The organism is Streptomyces sp. TLI_171 (assembly GCF_003610255.1).
In the GTDB taxonomy this organism is placed as follows: Bacteria; Actinomycetota; Actinomycetes; order Streptomycetales; family Streptomycetaceae; genus Kitasatospora.
Genome location: NZ_RAPS01000001.1, coordinates 4,560,971 through 4,580,753, shown reverse-complemented (window position 1 = coordinate 4,580,753; position 19,783 = coordinate 4,560,971). Strand labels below are relative to the sequence as shown.

General features: G+C 73.3%; 18 protein-coding genes and 1 tRNA gene. 6 read left to right on the top strand and 13 right to left on the bottom strand.

Annotation, left to right across the window (positions count from 1 at the left end):
- Positions 1-15: 15 nt before the first annotated feature.
- From BX266_RS20965 to BX266_RS20945, 5 genes are all read right to left on the bottom strand, one after another.
- Positions 16-1,017: an SMI1/KNR4 family protein gene (locus tag BX266_RS20965; protein WP_099902013.1), complete on the bottom strand. Its 1,002-nt coding sequence runs from the start codon at positions 1,015-1,017 to the stop codon at positions 16-18.
- Positions 1,018-1,152: 135 nt separating this feature from the next.
- Positions 1,153-2,259, bottom strand: a complete 1,107-nt coding sequence (locus BX266_RS20960; RefSeq protein WP_099902011.1) for a DegT/DnrJ/EryC1/StrS aminotransferase family protein — start codon at positions 2,257-2,259, stop codon at positions 1,153-1,155.
- Between the two features lie 56 nt (positions 2,260-2,315).
- Positions 2,316-3,452, bottom strand: coding sequence for a DegT/DnrJ/EryC1/StrS aminotransferase family protein (locus BX266_RS20955; protein ID WP_099902010.1), 1,137 nt, complete (start codon positions 3,450-3,452; stop codon positions 2,316-2,318).
- 131 nt (positions 3,453-3,583) lie between these two features.
- Positions 3,584-4,564 carry an NAD-dependent epimerase/dehydratase family protein gene (locus tag BX266_RS20950; RefSeq protein ID WP_099902008.1) on the bottom strand — a complete coding sequence of 327 codons (981 nt, stop codon included), beginning with the start codon at positions 4,562-4,564 and terminating at the stop codon, positions 3,584-3,586.
- Positions 4,561-5,736 carry a Gfo/Idh/MocA family protein gene (locus BX266_RS20945; protein WP_259464782.1) on the bottom strand — a complete coding sequence of 392 codons (1,176 nt, stop codon included), beginning with the start codon at positions 5,734-5,736 and terminating at the stop codon, positions 4,561-4,563. Before BX266_RS20945 ends, BX266_RS20950 begins: the two co-directional genes overlap by 4 nt.
- Before the next feature lie 309 nt (positions 5,737-6,045).
- On the opposite strand from BX266_RS20945, the gene BX266_RS20940 reads away from it, so the two are divergent.
- Entirely contained in the window at positions 6,046-6,501 is a 456-nt protein-coding gene (locus BX266_RS20940; protein ID WP_099902007.1) for a YwqJ-related putative deaminase, read from the top strand.
- A 43-nt stretch (positions 6,502-6,544) separates the two neighbouring features.
- Positions 6,545-7,051 carry an SUKH-3 domain-containing protein gene (locus tag BX266_RS20935; protein WP_099902005.1) on the top strand — a complete coding sequence of 169 codons (507 nt, stop codon included), beginning with the start codon at positions 6,545-6,547 and terminating at the stop codon, positions 7,049-7,051.
- Between the two features lie 7 nt (positions 7,052-7,058).
- Here the strand turns inward: BX266_RS20935 and BX266_RS20930 are convergent, their stop codons facing one another.
- Positions 7,059-8,327, bottom strand: coding sequence for a sensor histidine kinase (locus BX266_RS20930; protein WP_099902004.1), 1,269 nt, complete (start codon positions 8,325-8,327; stop codon positions 7,059-7,061).
- Between the two features lie 201 nt (positions 8,328-8,528).
- On the opposite strand from BX266_RS20930, the gene ppc reads away from it, so the two are divergent.
- Positions 8,529-11,324, top strand: coding sequence for a phosphoenolpyruvate carboxylase (ppc, locus tag BX266_RS20925; protein WP_399170100.1), 2,796 nt, complete (start codon positions 8,529-8,531; stop codon positions 11,322-11,324).
- Positions 11,325-11,385: 61 nt separating this feature from the next.
- On the opposite strand, the gene BX266_RS20920 is transcribed toward ppc, so the two are convergent.
- The 6 genes from BX266_RS20920 to BX266_RS20895 form a co-directional block, all read right to left on the bottom strand.
- Positions 11,386-11,634 (bottom strand): hypothetical protein, encoded by a 249-nt coding sequence (locus BX266_RS20920; RefSeq protein WP_099902002.1) that lies wholly within the window; start codon positions 11,632-11,634, stop codon positions 11,386-11,388.
- A 145-nt stretch (positions 11,635-11,779) separates the two neighbouring features.
- A complete protein-coding gene (gene pth / locus BX266_RS20915; protein WP_099902001.1) occupies positions 11,780-12,355 on the bottom strand; it encodes an aminoacyl-tRNA hydrolase in 576 nt (191 codons plus the stop codon).
- 102 nt (positions 12,356-12,457) lie between these two features.
- A complete protein-coding gene (locus BX266_RS20910; RefSeq protein WP_099901999.1) occupies positions 12,458-13,063 on the bottom strand; it encodes a 50S ribosomal protein L25/general stress protein Ctc in 606 nt (201 codons plus the stop codon).
- Positions 13,064-13,309: 246 nt separating this feature from the next.
- A complete protein-coding gene (locus BX266_RS20905; RefSeq protein ID WP_099901998.1) occupies positions 13,310-14,290 on the bottom strand; it encodes a ribose-phosphate diphosphokinase in 981 nt (326 codons plus the stop codon).
- Between the two features lie 149 nt (positions 14,291-14,439).
- Entirely contained in the window at positions 14,440-15,885 is a 1,446-nt protein-coding gene (gene glmU / locus BX266_RS20900) for a bifunctional UDP-N-acetylglucosamine diphosphorylase/glucosamine-1-phosphate N-acetyltransferase GlmU (RefSeq protein ID WP_099901996.1), read from the bottom strand.
- A gap of 91 nt (positions 15,886-15,976) precedes the next feature.
- Positions 15,977-16,047, bottom strand: a tRNA-Gln gene (locus BX266_RS20895).
- A 254-nt stretch (positions 16,048-16,301) separates the two neighbouring features.
- Between BX266_RS20895 and BX266_RS20890 the strand changes: the two genes are divergently transcribed.
- The 3 genes from BX266_RS20890 to BX266_RS20880 are packed head-to-tail and all read left to right on the top strand — an operon-like array spanning position 16,302 to position 18,899.
- Positions 16,302-17,270: a fatty acid desaturase gene (locus BX266_RS20890; RefSeq protein WP_099901995.1), complete on the top strand. Its 969-nt coding sequence runs from the start codon at positions 16,302-16,304 to the stop codon at positions 17,268-17,270.
- 26 nt (positions 17,271-17,296) lie between these two features.
- Positions 17,297-17,980, top strand: a complete 684-nt coding sequence (locus BX266_RS20885; RefSeq protein WP_099901993.1) for a TetR/AcrR family transcriptional regulator — start codon at positions 17,297-17,299, stop codon at positions 17,978-17,980.
- Between the two features lie 58 nt (positions 17,981-18,038).
- On the top strand, positions 18,039-18,899 hold the full coding sequence (locus tag BX266_RS20880) for a DMT family transporter (protein ID WP_099901992.1): 861 nt from the start codon (positions 18,039-18,041) through the stop codon (positions 18,897-18,899).
- Positions 18,900-18,906: 7 nt separating this feature from the next.
- Here the strand turns inward: BX266_RS20880 and BX266_RS20875 are convergent, their stop codons facing one another.
- Entirely contained in the window at positions 18,907-19,701 is a 795-nt protein-coding gene (locus BX266_RS20875; RefSeq protein WP_099901990.1) for a methyltransferase domain-containing protein, read from the bottom strand.
- Positions 19,702-19,783: the final 82 nt, after the last annotated feature.

Below are 19,783 nucleotides of genomic sequence, written 5' to 3'. Positions count from 1 at the left end.
ACCCCTGTCGTTCGGTCAGTTCACCGGGACGGCGCGCGCGAAGCCGCCGTCCACCATGAGTTCGGCGACGGTCTCCAGTTCCGCGGGGCTGCCCGCGAGCCGCAGCAGGAACGCGTCGAAGCTGTCGCCGCAGGGCAGCAGCAGGCGCTGCACGCGCTGCTCGGGGGGTTCCTCCGCGCCCTCGTCGCGGGCGTCGTCGTAGGGCAGGAACCAGACCGAACCGGTCTGCTCGCCGCGGACCTTGAGGGCCAGCAGGCCGCCCTGGAGGTAGGCGACGGCCAGGTGGTCCTTGGTGAGGTGGTCGCGCAGGCACTTGTTGGCGTACACCAGGTCGTGGGTGCCGTACTCCTCGCTGAGGGTGAGGAACGGCTGGTCGACCAGCAGGCCGAGGTCGACGTCCAGGGCGACGCCGGCCGGGGCGCGGCCGCCGGTCAGCTTCAGGAAGTCGCGGTAGGGGGTCGGCAGCGGGTGGCCGAGGCGCTGCTCGGCGCGCTGCACCAGGTCCTCGGTGACCACCAGCGGGTCGGCGCCGTCCTTGGCGAGCGAGAAGTGCACCGGGCGGCGCTCCTGCAGCGGGCGGGTGCCGCGCCGGGTGTGGTCGGCGGTGGAGCGGGACAGGCCGCCGTGGTGCCGGAGCAGGGCCTTGACCTCGACCGGGACCAGTTCCATCCGGCGCCAGCCCGCGGGGGCGCGGCCGACGACGTGGTGCCAGGTCCAGCCGGGCGGGGTGGCGACGGCGGTGTCCAGGTCGGCCCAGAGTTCGTGGCCCCCGGTGTACAGCGCGGCGTTCGCCGACACGTAGTCGGTCAGGCGCAGCTCGTCGACGCCGAAGCCCTCCGGCGGGTCGGCGACCTCGGCGGCGGCGGCCGCGTACGGCGCGAAGTCCGGGTACCCGTACTCGTCGATGCGCACGCCGCGAGGGTGCCGCTCGGCCCGGACCGGGTCCGGGAACTGCACCACCTGGCCCGCGTACGCCGCGTTGGGCACGGCGGCGGTGCCGGGCCGACCTGTCGTCATCTGTGGTCCCCCACTGGCTAAAGCCGAAATCCTCGGGGACCAGCGTAGGGCAACCGCCTTTCGTGTTCAGGGGCACGGGCCCGGCTGATCGGACACCGCCCGGCCGGGTGCCGTCCGGGCGGGTCCGACGGTGCGTCAGCCGCGGCCCAGCGCCGCGGTCAGCGCCTCTGCGACCCTCAGCTGCCGGCCCTCGCCGAGTTGCGGGAACAGCGGCAGGGTGAGCAGCTGCGCGGCGGCCCGCTCGGTGACCGGGAAGTCGCCCTCGGCGTGCCCCAGCTGCCGGAACGCAGGCTGCAGGTGCACCGGCACGGGGTAGTGCACGCCCGCCCCGATCCCGGCCTCCTGCAGCCTGGCCAGCACCCCGTCCCGGTCCTGCTCGACCCGCACCGCGTACAGGTGCCACACGTGCTCGTTGCCCGGCAGCGTCCGCGGCAGCGTGATGCCGTCCAGCCCGCCCAGCAGCTTGTCGTACCGCTCGGCGGCGGCCCGGCGGGCCTCGTTCCACCCCGGCAGCCGCCGCAGCTTGGCGCGCAGCACCACGGCCTGCAGGGTGTCCATCCGCGAGTTGAACCCGAAGCGCTCGTGGACGTACTTGCGGGCCGATCCGTGGTCGCCGATCAGCCGTACGGCCTGCGCGAGGTCCGCGTCGTCCGTCACCACCGCGCCGGCGTCGCCGTACGCCCCCAGGTTCTTGCCCGGGTAGAAGCTGGTCGCCGAGATCCGCCCCCAGCTGCCCGAGGGCCGCCCGTGCCGGGTCGCGCCCTGCGACTGGGCCCCGTCCTCCACCACCGGGAGGCCGTCGGCGATCTCCAGCAGGCTTTCCATCGGGGCGAGTTGGCCGTTCAGGTGCACCGGCATCAGGGCGACCGCGTCCTGCACCCGGTCCGCCGCCTGCTCGACGTCGATCAGCAGGTGCTCCTCGTCCACGTCCACCAGCACCGGCGTCAGCCCGGCCCGGACCACCGCCTCGGCCGTGGCCACGAAGGTGTTCGCGGGCAGCACCACTCCCCCGCCCGGCGGCAGGTCCAGCGCCCGCAACGCCATCTCCAGCGCGTCGGTGCCGTTCGCCGTCCCGACGGCGTGCCCCGCCCCGCAGAACTGCGCGTACTCCCGCTCGAACGCGGCCACGTCGGGGCCCTTGATGTAGGCCCCGCTCGCCAGCACCGCGTCGAAGCCCGCACGGACCTCGTCGGCGATCTCGGCGTGCGAGGCGTGCAGGTCGACAAGAGGGATGTCGGTCACGAAGGTCAACCTCTCAACTGACGGACGGGCGTACCGGGTGGCGGGGACGGGGCCGCTCAGCGCTCCAACGCGGCGGCGAGGGCGCCGACCACGTGGTCCTGCTGTTCGTGGGTCAGCGAGTGGTACAGCGGCAGGATCAGCGTCCGCGAGGTGATCGTCTCGGTGACCGGGAGCGGCGCCCGGGCGGCGCCCTTGTACGGGGCCTCCAGGTGCGCGGCCATGATGCCGCGCCGCGCGGAGACGCCGTTCGCGGCGAGGCGGGTGAGGACCTCGCCGCGGTCGGGCGCGTCCTCGGGGAGCAGCAGCCACAGCGACTGGAAGTTGGAGGTGCCGTGCGCGGGGTCGGCGACCAGCCGCGCGGCCAGTTCCGGCCCGAGCAACTCTCGGTAGCGCTCGGCGAGTTCGCGGCGGCGGGCGACCATCGCGGGGAGCTTGCCGAGCTGCACCAGGCCGATCGCCGCCTGGACGTCGGTCATCCGGTGGTTGAACCCGATCTCGTCGTACGTCTCGACCACGCCCGCCCCGCCCGCGCCGGCGTGCCGGTCGGCGGCCGAGACGCTCATCCCGTGCTCGCGCAACCGCCGCAGCCGGGCGGCGAGTTCACCGTCCTGGCAGGTGACCATGCCGCCCTCGCCGGTGGTGAGCAGCTTGCGCGGGTGGAAGGAGTACGCGGCGATCGCGGCCCCCGCGCCGGCCGGGCGGCCCCGGTAGACGGAGCCGGCGGCGCACGCGGCGTCCTCGACCACGGCGATGCCGCGCGGCTCGACCAGTTCGCGGATCGCCTCCAGGTCGACGGGGACGCCGCCCTGGTCGACGGCGATCACCGCGCGGGTGCGCCCGGTGAGCAGCGGCGCGACGGTCTCCGGGGTCAGGTTGGCGGTGGCCGGGTCGACGTCCGCGAAGACCGGTGCGGCGCCGACGTAGGTGACGGCGTTGGCGGTGGCGATGAACGACAGCGACGGGACGACGACCTCGTCGCCGGGTCCGACCCCGGCGCCGATCAGGGCCAGGTGCAGGGCGGTGGTGCAGTTGGAGACCGCGACGGCGTGCGGCGCGCCGGTGAACGCGGCGAACGCCTTCTCGAACGCGGCCACCCGGGGGCCCTGCGCGACCCACCCGGAGCGGACGGCCGCCGCGGCGGCCTCGGCCTCTTCCTCGCCGAGCCAGGGGATCATCACCGGGATGGTGGACATGGTGCTCCTTCGCGTCGGGGTCGCGCCCACCTGCAACTGGCCCGTCCCGGCGCGATCCTGCTGACGGGAGCCGTCCGCCCCGCGCCCCTGACGGGGGCGGGAGAAGGGGAGCAGTGCGAGCCGCGGGGCTGCTACTGCTCGCGCCACCAGGCGACGAGCTTGCGGAGGCCGTCGGTGAGGCCGAGTTCGGGCTTCCAGCCGAGGTCGCGCTCGGCGGCGGCGATGTCGGCGAGGCGGCGGACCACACCGCCGGCGGTGTCGCGGGCCGGGGCGTGTTCGACGCCGAGGTCGGAGTCCATGGCTTCGAGGAGCGCGTCGGCGAGGCCGCGGAGGGAGACCTCGGCGCCGGAGGCGATGTTGTAGACCCGGTCGGTGACGGGGGCGGCGGCGGCGAGCAGGTTGGCCCGGGCGATGTCCTCGGTGTAGACGAAGTCCATGGTCTGGGCGCCGTCGCCGAAGATCAGGGGCTGCTGTCCGGCGGCGATCCGTTCCATCCAGCGGATGAAGACCTCGGTGTAGCGGCCGTGCACGTCCATCCGGGGGCCGTACACGTTGAAGTAGCGCAGGGCGACGTAGTCGAGGCCGGACATGGCGTGGAAGCTGCGCAGCAGGCCCTCGTTGAAGACCTTGGCGGCCCCGTAGAGGGTGTCGTTGTTGTAGGGGTGCTGGGTCTCCGGCGTCGGGAAGGTGTCGGCGAGGCCGTAGACCGAGGCGGTGGAGGAGGCGATGACCTTGCCGACGCCGACCTCGGCGGCGGCCTCGACCACGTCGAAGGTGCCGTCGACCATGATCTCCAGGGCCAGCCGGGGCTCGGCGGCGCACTGGGTGATCCGGATGGCGGCGAGGTGGAAGAGCGCGTCGGTGCCCGGGGAGAGCAGCTCGCGCAGCAGGGCGCGGTCGCGGATGTCGCCGTCGACGACCCGGAGCTGCCCGGGGGCGGCGATCTCCTGCGCGTGCGCCAGGTTGGCCATCCGGCCGCGGACGAAGTTGTCGAGGACGACGACCTCGCGGGCCCCGGCTTCGAGGAGCTGGTCGACGACGGTGGAGCCGATGGTTCCGGCGCCGCCGGTGACCAGGCAGCGGGAGCCTTCGAGGGTGACGGCGGCGTTCATCGTGCGGCGGCCTTCTGCTGGGCGGGGAGCTGACGGGAGATCAGGTCGGCGTCGGAGGCGGTGGCGTCCACGGGGACGGTCGCCCCGCCGAGTTCGAGGCTGCGGGAGGCGGCGTGCAGCAGGCGCAGCACGCGCAGGCCGGCCCGGCCGTCGGTGAGCGGGGCGCGGCCCTCGGTGATGGCGGCGGCGAACTCGCCCATCACGTTGCGCAGGGCTTCCTGTTCGACCAGGGCGGGGGCGACCATGTCGCCGACCCGGTAGGAGATCAGGGCCCGGTGCCGGATGGCGTCGGTGAGTTCGTCGGGCGGGGTGAGGTCGACGCCGCGGTCGTGGATCGCCAGCCGGGCCTGCGGGTTGAGGTCGTCCCAGACCAGGGTGCGGCGGGAGCCGCCGATCAGCGTGGTGCGGACCTTGGTCGGGGACAGCCAGTTGACGTGGCAGTGGGCGAGCGCGCCGTTGGACAGCCGCAGCGTCAGGTAGGCGACGCAGGCGCGGCCGGCGCCGATCGGGTCGGCGGCCTGGGCGCTGACGCCGACGGGTTCGACCCCGGGCGGCAGGACGAAGTCCAGGATGGACAGGTCGTGCGGGGCGAGGTCCCACAGCACGTCGACGTCGGGCTGGACGAGTCCGAGGTTGATCCGGACGGAGTCGAAGAACTGGACGTCGCCGATCTCGCCGCCGTGCACCAGTTCGCGGATCCGCCGCACCACGGGGGTGTAGCAGAAGGTGTGGTCGCACATCAGGACCAGGCCGCGTTCCTCCGCGAGGGCGACCAGGTCGGCGGCCTCCTCGACGGTGGTGGTGATCGGCTTCTCCACCAGGACGTGCTTCCCGGCCTCCAGGGCGGCCCGGGCCAGCCGGTGGTGGGCGGCGGCGGGGGTGGCGATGGCCACCGCCTGCACCCGCTCGTCGGCGAGCACCTGCTCGAAGGAGGTGGTGGCGGCGACGGTGGAGTACTCGCCGAGGACCTTGCGGGAGCGCTGCTCGTCGAGGTCGCACAGCCAGTGCAGCCGCAGTGCGGCGGTCTGCTGGGCGTTGCGGACCAGGTTCGGGCCCCAGTAGCCGGCGCCGATGACGGCGAGTCCGATCCGCCGGTCGGGTTGTTCTTCGGTGCTGCCCGGTGTGGGCACGTGTTCGGCTGGCGCCTCGTGCGCCACGACGTTCGACCCCATTGCAAGACCCCCCTTGCCGCCGCGTCGCTCGAACGGTACCGGCCCGCCCGGGCCCATCGGGGCACAATCGGCAAAACCGGTGGATGCCACCCGGGGCGCGCGGGGCCGCAGTTCGGCCCTCCGTACACCTCCGCGCGCCCCGTGTCCGCACCCCGGCGCGGCGCGCGTCGGTGCGGTTTGGCAGGCTGGATGCTCTGGGGTGAGGATTCACCGTCCGTGGACCTTCCGGTCCGCGGCGGTTCACCGTCCGTCAGCAGACCCCCGGCAGCGGAGAACTGCCGGTGCGCCGCACAACGCCGAGGAGCAGTCATGGATCCGTCGGGCCCGCCGCCCGTGCTGCGCCACGAGCGCGACAGCCTGCTGCCCGCGGTGGCCGCGGCGCTGTCGCTGCGCAGCGGCGAGGTGCACACGCTGGCCGGGGACAAGTCCGAACTGGCCCCGATGCTGCACCCGTTGGTCGGCGAGTTCCTGGCGGCGCTGCCGGTGGAGAAGCGCGAGCGCTTCGTCGGCCGCTGCCCGGAGGCGGCGCTGCTGTCCCAGTACCTGGGGCAGGTCGACGCGTCCCGCTCGAAGCGGGCGGCGCGCAAGCCGATGACGGTGCAGGAGGCCCGCAAGGCGCTGAAGGGCGCGCGGCTGACCACGGTGCGGATCCGCGAGGAGGGTGATCCGGCGCACGGCACGCACGCGCCGCCGTGCCGTTCCTGCGGCCCGCTGCTGGATCATCTGAACGTGGCCAGCGTCGAGGTCGGCCCGCCCGGCCGCTGACCCGCCCCGCACCGCCCCTGTCCCCGAATCCCCGGAGCACGCCCTGAACGCCACCACCGTCCGCACCCAGCCCCGCTTCCCGGCCGACGTCGCCGCCGCGCTCAAGCAGGCCGGCTGGCACCCCGGCCGCTGGGAGATCCGGCAGGCCGAGCAGTGGGCCGACGCCCTGGTCGCGCACGGCAGTCCGCTGGACCCGCAGCACTCGGTGTTCCCGGCCGCGATCGAGGCCTGGGCGGAGTTCGGCGGCCTGGCCTTCGAGGTTCCCGGCCCCGGGCAGACGCTGGCCCGCACCCCGTTCCTGCTCGACCCGCGCTGCGGGCTGCACGCCCCGCGCGCCCTCGCCGACCTCGGCCGCGCCCTGGACACCCGGCTGGCCCCGCTCGGCGAGGAACTGTACGGGCAGGCCCTGCTGGCCCTCGACGAGCAGGGCCGGGTCTACAGCCTCGACCACACCGGCGAGTGGTTCCTCGGCCACAGCGTCGACCAGGCCATCGGCACCCTGGTGCTCGGCCTCGCCCCGCACCGGCTGCTCACCGCCGACCGGGCCTGACGGCCCGTCAGGCGAGCGGCACTTCCGGCAGCCGCAGCCGGGACGGCAGCACCGCCTCCACCCGGAACCCGCCGTCGGCCGGCCCGGCGTGGAAGCTCCCGCCCAGCGCCAGCACCCGCTCGCGCATCCCGACCAGGCCGTTGCCGCCGCTCGGCAGCGCCACCGACACCGCCGCGCCGCCCGGGCAGTCGTTCACCACCGACACCCGCACCCCGTTCGGCACGTACGCCAGCAGCACCGCCACCCGCGCCCCGCCCGCGTGCTTGTGCGCGTTCGTCAGGCCCTCCTGCACCACCCGGTAGGCGGTCTGCTCGGCCTCCGCGACGTACGCCCGGCGCTCGCCGCTGACCGTCAGCGCCACCGCCATGCCCGCCACCCGGGACTGCTCCACCAGGTCCGGCAGCTCGCCCAGCCCGCCGACCGGCGCCTCCACCGGCTCCTTCGGCTCGGTCATCCGCAGCACCCCGAGGATCTCCCGCAGCTCGTCCAGCGCCTGCCGGCCGGTCTCCCCGATCAGCTTCGCCGACTGCTGCGCCTTCACCGGGTCCTTGGGGACGATCCGCTCGACCGCCGCCGCGTGCACCACCATCAGGCTCACCCGGTGCGCCACCACGTCGTGCATCTCCCGGGCGATCCTGGTCCGCTCCTCGGCCCGGGCCCGCCACGCCCGCTCCCTGGCCTGCTCGGCCAACAGCGTCAGCTCCGTCTCCAGGCCCTGCGCCCGGTCCGTCAGCGACTCCACCAGCCGCCGCCGCGCCCCCACGTACAGGCCGGTCACCACCGGGGCGAGCGCCATGCCCACCGCGACGAAGCCCGCGATCACCGCGAGCACCCAGCCCGGCGGGAGCGGCTCGGACGGCGGCGCCTCGGACGGCGCCGTCATCGCCAGCATCACCATCCCGAAGGTCTCCACCATCGCGACCGCCGACAGCACGATCACCCTGGCCCGCCGCGACGGCCACTCCCAGGTCGCCGCCAGCGTGTACAGCGACACCACCAGCAGCACCACGCCGAAGAACCCGGGCACGAACACCAGCGCCACCACCACGGGGACCACCGGCCACCGGCGCCGCACCACCAGCGACGCCCCGGCGAGCGCCCCCAGCACCACGCACACCACGGTCGGCCCGAGGCCCCACTGCAAGCGGTCCCGCACCAGGCCGTGCGCCCCGAAAGCGCACTCCAGGCCCGACACCACCGCCAGCGCCACGTCCAGCACCGCGCTGCGCCTGCGCGCCCACCACCACACGCCGTCCCCCGCCGGCTTCACACTCATGCGGCAACGATACGCAAGTGACGCGGGCCGGCCGCCAGGGGTGCGGCTGCCGCCCGCGTGTCCGCCATCCGGCCACCTCTCGGGTCTGGCACCCCGTGCCACCTATGCTGTTGCCCGTCGGACAGCGCGGTCCGCACCCGTCACCCGCACTGCGGTGATGGCAGAGCCGTTGCCGAACCCCACCACCACAGGGAGCCAGCCGTGACCGCTCCGGTCCCCACCTCGGCGGACAACCCATCCCCGATCGCCGATGCAGACAACGCCGCCCTGCGCGCGGACATCCGCCGTCTCGGCGATCTGCTCGGAGAGACCCTCGTGCGTCAGGAGGGCCCCGAACTGCTGGGCCTGGTCGAGCAGGTGCGGCTGCTGAGCCGCACCGACGGCGAGGCGACCGCGCAGTTGCTGGCGGAGATCGACCTGGACACCGCCGCGAAGCTGGTGCGGGCCTTCTCCACCTACTTCCACCTGGCGAACGTCACCGAGCAGGTGCACCGCGGCCGCGAGTTCGCGGCCCGCCGGGCCCGCGAGGGCTCGCTGCTCTCGCAGACCGTGGACGAGCTGAAGGAGGCGGACCCGAAGCACCTGGCGGACACCCTGGCCAACCTCGCGGTGCGCCCGGTCTTCACCGCGCACCCGACCGAGGCGGCCCGCCGCTCGGTGCTGAACAAGCTGCGCCGGGTCGGCGAGCTGCTGGAGCGGATCCACCGCGAGCAGGCCGCCACCGGCCGGGTCGACAGCGCCCGGCAGACCTCGGCCCGCCGCCAGGCGGACCGCCGGCTCGCCGAGGTGATCGACCTGCTGTGGCAGACGGACGAGCTGCGGATCGCCCGCCCGGAGCCGACGGACGAGGCCCGCAACGCCGTCTACTACCTGGACGAGCTGTACCGCGACGCCGTCCCGGAGGTGCTGGAGGAGCTGCACGAGGAGCTGGCCCGGGTCGGGCTGACGCTGCCGGAGGGCGTGCGCCCGCTGACCTTCGGCACCTGGATCGGCGGCGACCGCGACGGCAACCCGAACGTCACCCCGCGGGTCACCTGGGACGTCCTCAACCTGCAGCACGAGTACGGCATCAAGGACGCCCTGGAGGCGGTCGACGACCTGCGCGCCTCGCTCTCCACCTCGGTCCGCCTGGCCGGGGCCTCGGAGGAGCTGCTCGCCTCGCTGGACGCCGACCTGGCGCACCTGCCGGAGCTGAGCCCGCGCTACAAGCGGATGAACGCCGAGGAGCCGTACCGGCTGAAGGCCACCTGCATCCGGATCAAGCTGGAGAACACCCGCGACCGGCTGGCCGCGGGCACCCCGCCCACCCCGGGCCGCGACTACGTCGGCACCCGCGACCTGATCGCCGACCTGCGGCTGATCCAGGACTCGCTGCGGGCCCACCGCGGCGGCCTGATCGCGGACGGCCGGCTGGCCCGGGCGATCCGCACCATCGAGGCGTTCGGCCTGCAGCTGGCGACGATGGACGTGCGCGAGCACGCCGAGGCGCACCACCACGCGCTGGGCCAGCTGTTCGACCGGCTCGGCGAGGAGGCGTGGCGCTACACCGACATGCCGCGCGAGTACCGCCAGCGCCTGCTGTCGAAGGAGATGCGCTCGCGCCGCCCGCTGGCCCCGACCCCGGCTCCGCTGGACGCGGCGGGCGCGAAGACGCTGGGCGTGTTCACCACCATCCGCGAGGGCTTCGAGCGGTTCGGCGACGAGATCGTCGAGTCGTACATCATCTCGATGTGCCAGGGCGCGGACGACGTGTTCGCGGCGGCGGTGCTGGCCCGCGAGGCCGGCCTGATCGACCTGCACGCGGGGATCGCCAAGATCGGCATCGTGCCGCTGCTGGAGACCACCGACGAGCTGCAGGAGGCGGACCGCATCCTGGACGAGATGCTGTCCGACCCGTCGTACCGCCTGCTGGTGTCGCTGCGCGGCGACATCCAGGAGGTCATGCTCGGCTACTCGGACTCCTCGAAGTTCGGCGGCATCACCACCTCGCAGTGGGAGATCCACCGGGCCCAGCGCCGGCTGCGCGACGTCGCCCACCGGTACGGGATCCGGCTGCGGCTCTTCCACGGCCGCGGCGGCACCGTGGGCCGCGGCGGCGGCCCCTCGCACGAGGCGATCCTGGCCCAGCCCTGGGGCACCCTGGAGGGCGAGATCAAGGTCACCGAGCAGGGCGAGGTGATCTCCGACAAGTACCTGCTGCCCTCGCTGGCCCGGGAGAACCTGGAGCTGACCCTCTCCGCCACGCTGGCCGCGTCCGCGCTGCACACCGCGCCGCGCCAGGCCCCGGAGGAGCTGGCCCGCTGGGACGCCGCGATGGACCAGGTCTCGGAGGCCGCGCACACCTCGTACCGGGCGCTGGTCGAGCAGGAGGACCTGCCGAAGTACTTCTTCGCGGCCACCCCGGTCGACCAGCTGGCCTCGCTGCACCTGGGCTCCCGCCCGTCCCGCCGCCCGGACAGCGGTGCGGGCCTGGACGGCCTGCGGGCGATCCCGTGGGTGTTCGGCTGGACGCAGTCCCGGCAGATCGTCCCGGGCTGGTACGGCGTCGGCTCCGGCCTGGCGGCGGCCCGCGCGGCGGGCCTGTCGGACGTGCTGGACGAGATGCACGGCAACTGGCACTTCTTCCGCAACTTCCTGTCCAACGTCGCCATGACGCTGGCCAAGACGGACCTGCGGATCGCCCGCCACTACGTGGAGCAGCTGGTCCCGGCCGAGCTGCACCACATCTTCGAGCAGATCGTCGCCGAGCACGACCTGACGCTGCGCGAGGTGCTGCGGCTGACCGGCGAGAGCGAGCTGCTGGAGCACAACGAGGTCCTGAAGCAGACCTTCAACGTGCGGGACGCGTACCTGGACCCGATCTCCTACCTGCAGGTGGCGCTGCTGCGCCGCCAGCGCGAGGAGGTCGCGGCGGGCCGCCCGGAGGACCCGCTGCGGGCCCGGGCGCTGCTGCTGACCGTGAACGGCATCGCGGCCGGCCTGCGCAACACCGGCTGACGCACGGCGCCGACGCTGCGGCCCGCCACCTCGGACGAGGGGGCGGGCCGCAGCCGTTCGGTCAGGCCTTCTTGCGCTTGCGCAGCCAGGCGGCGGCGCCGCCGGCCACCACGACCAGGCCGCCGCCGACGGCGTACACCCCGGCCGAGCCCACCGAGCCGGTGGGCGGGGCGAGCCTGGCGGCGGCCGGTTCGGGGCTGGCGGCGACGCCCGGTTCGGCGGCGGCCGCGGATGTCGCGCCCCACGCTCCGGCGGCCAGGCACAGCACGGTGCCCCCGACGACCTTGCCCATCCGCTTCGACCGGATCACGGTCCATACCCCCAGTGACGGCACTTCAATCCTTGCGTACCGAGTCAGACGGTATCCGATCCGAAGCCGGTTCTGACCCCCAGTCAGCTTCCACCGGGCAAGCGTTGCATGAACGTTGTGCACGGAGGGTGGCGGTTCTCGGGGGTCAGGAGTTGTAGTTCTGCTGGGCCCGTTCCAGGCCGTCCGCGAGCAGCGCCTCGACGGCGTCGGCGGAGCGGTCCACGAACCAGTCGAGATCCTTGCGCTCGGTGGCCGAGAAGTCCTTGAGCACGAAGTCGGCGACCTCCATCCGGCCGGGCGGGCGGCCGATGCCGCAGCGCACCCGGTAGTAGTCCGGGCCGAGCGACTTGGTGATCGACTTCAGGCCGTTGTGGCCGTTGTCGCCGCCGCCGAGCTTGAGCCGCAGCGCGGAGTAGTCGAGGTCGAGTTCGTCGTGGACGGCGACGATCGCCGAGGCGGGCACCTTGTAGAAGTCGCGCAGCGCGGTGACCGGGCCGCCGGAGAGGTTCATGAAGGTCATCGGCTTGGCCAGGATCGCCCGGCGGCCGGACAGCCGCCCCTCGGCGACCTGGGCGCGGCTCTTGTGGGCCTTGAACTTCGCGCCCATCCGCCGGGCCAGCAGGTCGGCCACCATGAAGCCGATGTTGTGCCGGTTGCGGGCGTAGCCGTCGCCGGGGTTGCCGAGGCCCACCACCAGCCAGGGGCCGTCGTACTCGCTCATGCCGCTCCTCACGCGGGTCTGGATACCTTCATCATCCCGGACATGCCGCTGCCCCGGCCGTCCCGCACGGGGCGGGACGACCGGGGCAGCGGGCGAAGGCGATCAGGCCTCGGCGGAAGCCTCGTCCGCGGCCTCGGCCTCGGCGGCCTCCTCCTCGGTGGCCTCGGGGGCCTGGGCGCCGATGACCTGCAGCACGACGGCGTCGGCCTCGACGGCCAGCGAGACGCCGGACGGCAGGGCGATGTCGCCGGCGGTGATGGAGGCGCCGGCCTCCAGGCCCTCGACGGAGACGGTGACCGACTCGGGCAGGTGGGTGGCCTCGGCCTCGATCGGGAGGGCGTTCAGCACGTTCTCGATCAGGTTGCCGCCGGGGGCCAGCTCGCCCTCGGTGTGGACCGGGATCTCGACGGTGACCTTCTCGCCGCGCTTGACCAGCAGCAGGTCGACGTGCTCGATGGAGCGCTTGATGGCCTCGCGCTGGACGGCCTTCGGCAGCACGAACTCGTCCTTGCCGTCGATCGGGACGACCAGCAGCGCGTTCGGGGTCTTCAGGGCCATCATCAGGTCGTGGCCGGGCAGGTTCAGGTGCACCGGGGCGTGGCCGTGGCCGTACACGACGCCGGGGACGAAGCCGGCGCGACGGGCGCGACGGGCGGCGCCCTTGCCGAACTCGGTGCGGGCTTCGGCGGCAAGGCGGATCTCGGACATCCTGCGCTCCTCGTGAAGGCAAAGGGGTGCAGGAACGACAGAACCGCCGGCCTCACCCTCGAAGTACTGGGGGGCGCTCGGCGGTTCGATCAAGGCGCATCGATCACGCGCGTCGATCACGGAGCCCCGGAATCCGGGCATCCCTCGCCGAGCAGTCTGCCCAGCCTAACCGGGCAGTGGCGCGGACGTGAAATCGGCCCCCGGTCCGCAGCGGGACCGGGGGCCGACGGGACGGCTGACGAGGGGTCAGTGCACGCCCTCGAACAGGCTGGTGACCGAGCCGTCCTCGAACACCTCGCGCACCGCGGCGGCGATCGACGGGGCGATCGACAGCGTGGTGATCTTGTCCAGCTGGAGCTGGGCCGGGGTCGGCAGGGTGTTGGTGAACACGAACTCGCTGACCCGGGAGTTCTTCAGGCGGTCCGCGGCGGGGCCGGAGAGCACGCCGTGGGTGGCGGCCACCAGGACGTCGGCGGCGCCGGCGTCGAACAGCGCGTCGGCGGCGGCGCAGATGGTGCCGGCGGTGTCGATCATGTCGTCGACCAGGACGCAGACCCGGCCCTTGACGTCACCGACCACCTCGGCGGACAGGATGGTGTTGGCCTGCGACATGTCGCGGCGCTTGTGGATGATCGCCAGCGGGGCGCCCAGGCGGTCGCACCACTGGTCGGCGACCTTCACCCGGCCGGCGTCCGGGGAGACGACGGTCAGCTTGGAGCGGTCCGGGACCCGGTCGCCCACGTAGTCGGCCAGCATCGGCAGCGCGAACAGGTGGTCCACCGGGCCGTCGAAGAAGCCCTGGATCTGCGCGGTGTGCAGGTCGACGGCCATCAGGCGGTCGGCGCCGGCCTGGCGCAGCAGGTCGGCGACCAGGCGGGCCGAGATGGGCTCGCGGCCGAGGTGCTTCTTGTCCTGCCGGGCGTATCCGTAGAACGGGAGGATCGCGGTGATGCTGCGGGCCGACGCGCGCTTCAGCGCGTCGATCATGATCAGCTGCTCCATGATCCACTGGTTGATCGGAGCCGTGTGGCTCTGGATCACGAAGCAGTCCGCACCGCGGGCGGACTCCAGGAATCGGACGTAGATCTCGCCGTTGGCGAAGTCCAGGGCCTTGGTCGGGACGAGCTCGGTGCCCAGCTCGCGGGCGACCTCCTCGGCAAGTTCGTGGTGGGCACGGCCGGAGAAGAGTTTGAGCTTCTTCTCGCCGGAGGTCGTGATCCCGCTCACTGCACCGTCTCCTCGTGTTAGCCACTCTGGGTACGCCGAGGCACGGCCGAGCAGGCCCGATGGCGCACGTATGTACTCCAGGTTACGCGTCCCGGGCCGGGGGCGACCGCCGGGGACCACTCCTCAAGATCCCCGGCAGCCCCGTGCGGCTACTCCGTCCCGTTGGCCTCGGCAGCCGCCCGGGCGGACGCCGAACCGGGCCGCTTCCGCTCAACCCAGCCCGCGATGTTGCGCTGCTGGGCCCGCGCGACGCCCAGCGAACCCGCAGGTACGTCGTGCGTGATGACCGATCCGGCGGCCGTGTAGGCCCCGTCACCGACCGTCACCGGAGCGATGAACATGTTGTCGGAACCCGTGCGGCAGTGGGCCCCGATGACCGTGCGGTGCTTGTCCACCCCGTCGTAGTTCACTGTGACGGACGCCGCACCGACATTCGTGCCCTCGCCGATCGTCGCGTCGCCGATGTACGACAGGTGGGGGACCTTCGCGCCGTCGCCGAGCTCGGAGTTCTTGATCTCCACGTAGGTGCCGGCCTTCGCCTTCCGGCCCAGCCGGGTGCCGGGCCGCAGGTAGGCGTACGGGCCGACGGTGGCCTCCGGGCCGATCTCGGCGCGCTCGGCCGTGGTGTTGCTCACACGGGCGCCGGCGCCGACCGCGGTGTCGGTGAGCGTGGTGTTCGGGCCGACCTCGCAGCCCTCGCCCAGGTGGGTGGCGCCGTGCAGTTGGGTGTTCGGGTGGACCAGCGCGTCCGGCTCGTAGGAGACCCGGACGTCCAGCCAGGTGGAGGCCGGGTCGACCACCGTGACGCCGGCCCGCATGGCTCGCTCCAGCAGCCGGTCGTTGAGCAGTCGGCGGGCCTGGGCGAGCTGCACCCGGTCGTTGATGCCGACGATCTCCCGGTGGTCGGCGGCGACCACCGCGCCCACCCGGTGGCCCTCCCGGCGGAGGATCTCCAGGGTGTCGGTCAGGTACTCCTCGCCCTGCGAGTTGTCGGTGCCGACCAGCGACAGCGCGTGCGCCAGCAGCTTGGCGTCGAACGCGAACACCCCGGAGTTGATCTCGGCGATCGCCAACTGCTCGGCACTGGCGTCCTTGTGCTCGACGATCGCGGCGACCGCGCCGTCCGCGCCGCGCAGGATCCGCCCGTAGCCGGTGGCGTCCGGGACCACCGCGGTCAGCACGGTGACGCCGTTGCCCTGCTCGGCGTGCGCGGCGGCCAGCGCCGTCAGGGTGGCCCCGGTCAGCAGCGGGGCGTCGCCGGTGGTGACCAGCACGGTGCCGTCCAGCTCCACGCCGTCGGCGGCCAGCTCCTGGAGGGCGGTGCGCACCGCGTGGCCGGTGCCGTTCTGCTCGGCCTGCACCACCGGGCGGGCGGCCGGGTAGTGCTCGGCCAGGTGCGCCTCGACCTGCTCGCGCAGGTGGCCGATCACCACGACCAGCTGACCGGGCGTCAACTCCTGGGCGGCGGACACCGCGTGGCCCACCAGGGAGCGGCCGCAGATCTCGTGCAGCACCTTCGGCAGGGACTTGGACTTCATCCGCGTCCCGCCACCGGCGGCGAGCACGATCACGGCAGCGGGCTGGTTGACGCTCAAGGGGGGAGGCTCCTCGGTCGATGCGGGACGAGAGTGCACCGAGAATACCGAGGCAGAGCGGACGGAAAGCGTCCGAAACGGTCGGAAGGGGCTCCGCCGCTAGGATTCGAACCCAGACAAAGGCCTCCAAAGGGCCCTGTGCTGCCATTACACCACGGCGGAAAGGGCGCGTTGCGCGCCCAGCACAGCCTACGGGTTGACGGCCCGTAGCTCCACCACCTTCCGCGAAGGCACACGAACGACGCTCCGGCCCCGCGCCGTCGACGAGCCGGGAGCCGCCGGACGAACACTGCGACACGTGGGTGAGGGGCCCTTCCGCTTCCCCGGCCCCGCTACTTACGATGCCGTAGGTTACGCCCACGTAGGTATCCCGTCTCCACCCGCCAGGCACCACCCCTCCTCCCCCGGGAAGCGCCATGACCATCCAGGCCGGGCAGGCGCCGCCGAGCGCCGCCGAGGACGACCTCGTCCCCCAGAAGCTGTCCGCCACCAGGGGCGGTGAGAAACAGGGCGCCCTGGAACGGCTCACCCTCGCCCTGTTCATCGCGGTGCCGTTCCTCGCCCTGGCCGCCGCCGTCCCGGTCGCCTGGGGCTGGGGGCTGTCCTGGCTGGACGCCGGCCTCGCCGTCTTCATGTACTTCCTCACCTGCCACGGCATCACCGTCGGGTACCACCGCTACTTCACCCACGGCTCGTTCAAGGCCAACCGGAAGCTGCACCTGGCCCTGGCCGTGGTCGGCTCGCTGGCCGTCGAGGGCCCGCTGGTGCGCTGGGTCGCCGACCACCGCAAGCACCACCGCTTCTCCGACAAGGACGGCGACCCGCACTCGCCGTGGCGCTACGGCGAGAGCCTGCCCGCCCTGCTCAAGGGCCTGTGGTGGGCGCACATGGGCTGGATGTTCGACGAGGAGCAGACCCCGCAGCTGAAGTACGCGCCCGACCTGGTCCGCGACCCGGCCATAAGGGCGATCTCCCGGATGTTCTGGCTCTGGACGCTGATCTCGCTGGCGCTGCCCGCCGTGGTCGGCGGCCTGGCGACCTGGAGCTGGCAGGGCGCGCTGACCGCCTTCTTCTGGGGCTCGCTGGTCCGCGTCGCACTGCTGCACCACGTCACCTGGTCGATCAACTCGATCTGCCACGCGGTCGGCTCACGCCCCTTCAAGTCCCGCGACCGGTCCGGCAACGTGTGGTGGCTGGCCGTGCTGTCCTGCGGCGAGTCCTGGCACAACCTGCACCACGCCGACCCCACCTCGGCCCGGCACGGCGTGCTGCGCGGCCAGGTCGACTCCTCGGCCCGGATCATCCGCTGGTTCGAACAGGCGGGTTGGGCGAGCGACGTCCGCTGGCCCGGCGCGGAGCGGATCGCCGCCCGCCGCGCCGCATGAGGCAGCGCCTACAGCATGATGGAGGGGTGAACGGGACCAACGGAGACAGCGCCGGCCATCAGCAGCCCTCGCGGCGCGGCGGGGGCAGGAGCAGCGGCCGGGTGCGGATGACCGGCAAGCAGCGCCGCGAGCAGCTGCTGGAGATCGGCCGGTCGGTCTTCGCCGAACGCGGCTACGACGGCACCTCGGTGGAGGAGATCGCCGAACGCGCCGGGGTCTCCAAGCCGGTCGTCTACGAGCACTTCGGCGGCAAGGAGGGCCTGTACGCGGTGGTCGTCGACCGCGAGATGCAGCTCCTGCTGGACATGGTCACCGGCGCCCTCACCGGCGGTCACTCCCGGGAGCTGCTGGAGCAGGCCGCGTTCGCGTTGATGGACTACATCGACACCTCCACCGACGGGTTCAAGATCCTGGTCCGGGACTCTCCGGTGGCCCAGTCCACCGGCTCGTTCGCCTCGCTGATCGGCGACATCGCCACCCAGGTCGAGGACATCCTGGGCCTGGAGTTCAAGTCCCGGGGCTTCGACGCCAGGCTGGCGCCGATGTACTCGCAGATGCTGGTCGGCATGGTGGCGCTGACCGGCCAGTGGTGGCTGGAAGTGCGCAAGCCCGCCAAGGCGGAGGTCGCCGCCCACCTGGTCAACCTCGCCTGGCACGGGCTGGAGGGCCTGGAGCGGCACCCCACACTGGTCGGCGACCGCAAGAACTGACCGGCCCGGCCCCGCCACCGGGGCCGCCGGGCCGACACACGCACGACAGGGACAACCCTTGGCGGTCTTCCTGCTGGCCCTCGGCGCGGCCTGCTGCCTCGGCGCCGGCTTCGTCCTGCAGCAGCACGCCGCCCAGCGCGCCCCCAGCGGGGACCTGCTGCGCTGGCGGCTGCTGCTCGACCTGATGCGGATGCCCGACTGGCTGGTCGGCATCGCCTTCATGATCGCGGGTCAGGCGCTGTCCGCCCTGGCGCTCAGCCAGGGCGAGGTCGCCCTGGTCGAACCGCTGCTCGCCACCAACCTGGTCTGGGCGATGCTGCTGGCCCGCCGGATCACCGGCACCCGGCTGGGCCGCTCCGGCTGGATCGGCGTCGCCCTGATCGCCCTCGGCGTCACCGCCTTCATCGCCGCCGGGCGGCCGCAGGGCGGCGGCAACGAGTCCGGGGCGCTGCGCTACTGGCTGGTCTTCGGCATCGTCTCCGGCCTGGCCCTGCTGCTGGTCTCGGTCGCCCGCCACCTCCCGCTGTTCGAGGAGGCGACCCTGCTGGCGCTGGCCGCCGGGCTGCTCTACGGGCTGCAGGACGCGCTGACCCGCTCCACCTTCGACCGGATCGACGCCGACGGGGCGTCCGCCGCGCTCAGCTCCTGGCAGCCCTACACCGTGATCGGCCTGGGCGTGGTCGGGCTGCTGCTGGTGCAGTCCGCGTTCGAGGCCGCGCCGCTGCGGATGTCGCTGCCCGCCCTGACCGCCGCCCAGCCGCTGGCCGGCATCGCCTGCGCGGTCGGCTTCCTCGGCGACCGGCTGCGGGTCACCCCCGGTGCGCTGGCCTGGCAGAGCGCCGGGCTGGCCGCGATCGTGATCGGCGTCGTCGTGCTGGGGCGGCACCCGGCGATGCCCGGCTCCGCCGCCGCGAAGTGAGCCCCCGTCAGGCCTTGACGGCCACCGCGAACACCCGGCGGAACGGGAACACCGTGCCGTGCGCGGTCGCCGGGTAGGCCCGGCGCAGTTCGGCGCCGTACTCGGCCAGGAACGCCGCGCGCCCGGCCGGCTCCGGCAGGCGGTCCAGCACCGGCCGGAGGGTCGAGCCCTTGACCCACTCCAGCACCGGGTCCGTGCCGGTCAGCACCGTCAGGTAGGTGGTCTCCCAGACGTCCGCGACGCAGCCCGCCGCGAGCAGGGTCTCCAGGTACCGGGCCGGCTCGTGGCAGGAGGCGTCCGGGCGGACCGTGCCCAGCTGCTCGCGCCAGCGCGGGCTGCGGCGCAGTTCGGCCAGCAGGGTGTGGCTGGGGGCGGCGAAGTTGCCGGGCAGTTGGAACGCGATCACCCCGCCGGGGCGCAGCGCGGCCGCCCAGCGGGGCAGCAGCGCCAGGTGGTCGGCGGTGTCGGTGTCCATCCAGTGCAGGGCGGCGTTGGAGGCGATCAGGTCCGGCCGCTCGGGCGCCGGGTCGTACCCGGCGACGTCCTGCTGCCGGTACTCGGCGGTGGGTTCGCCGGTGGTGCGGGCGGTCTCCAGCAGGGCGGGCGAGGTGTCCAGGCCGAGCAGCCGGGCGTCCGGCCAGCGGCGGCGCAGCACGGCCGTGGAGTTGCCCGGGCCGCAGCCGAGGTCCAGCACGGTGGGGCGGAGCGGGAGGTCGGGGACGCGCGCCAGCAGGTCGTTCAGCGGGCGGATCCGCTCCCCGGCGTACCGCAGGTACTGGTCGGCGTCCCAGGCGGCGGGCATGGCGAACCTCCGAAAAGTATCTCGATGTCAAGATAACTCTGTTTCACCGAGAGTTCCTTTGTTATCTCTTGATGTCAAGAGA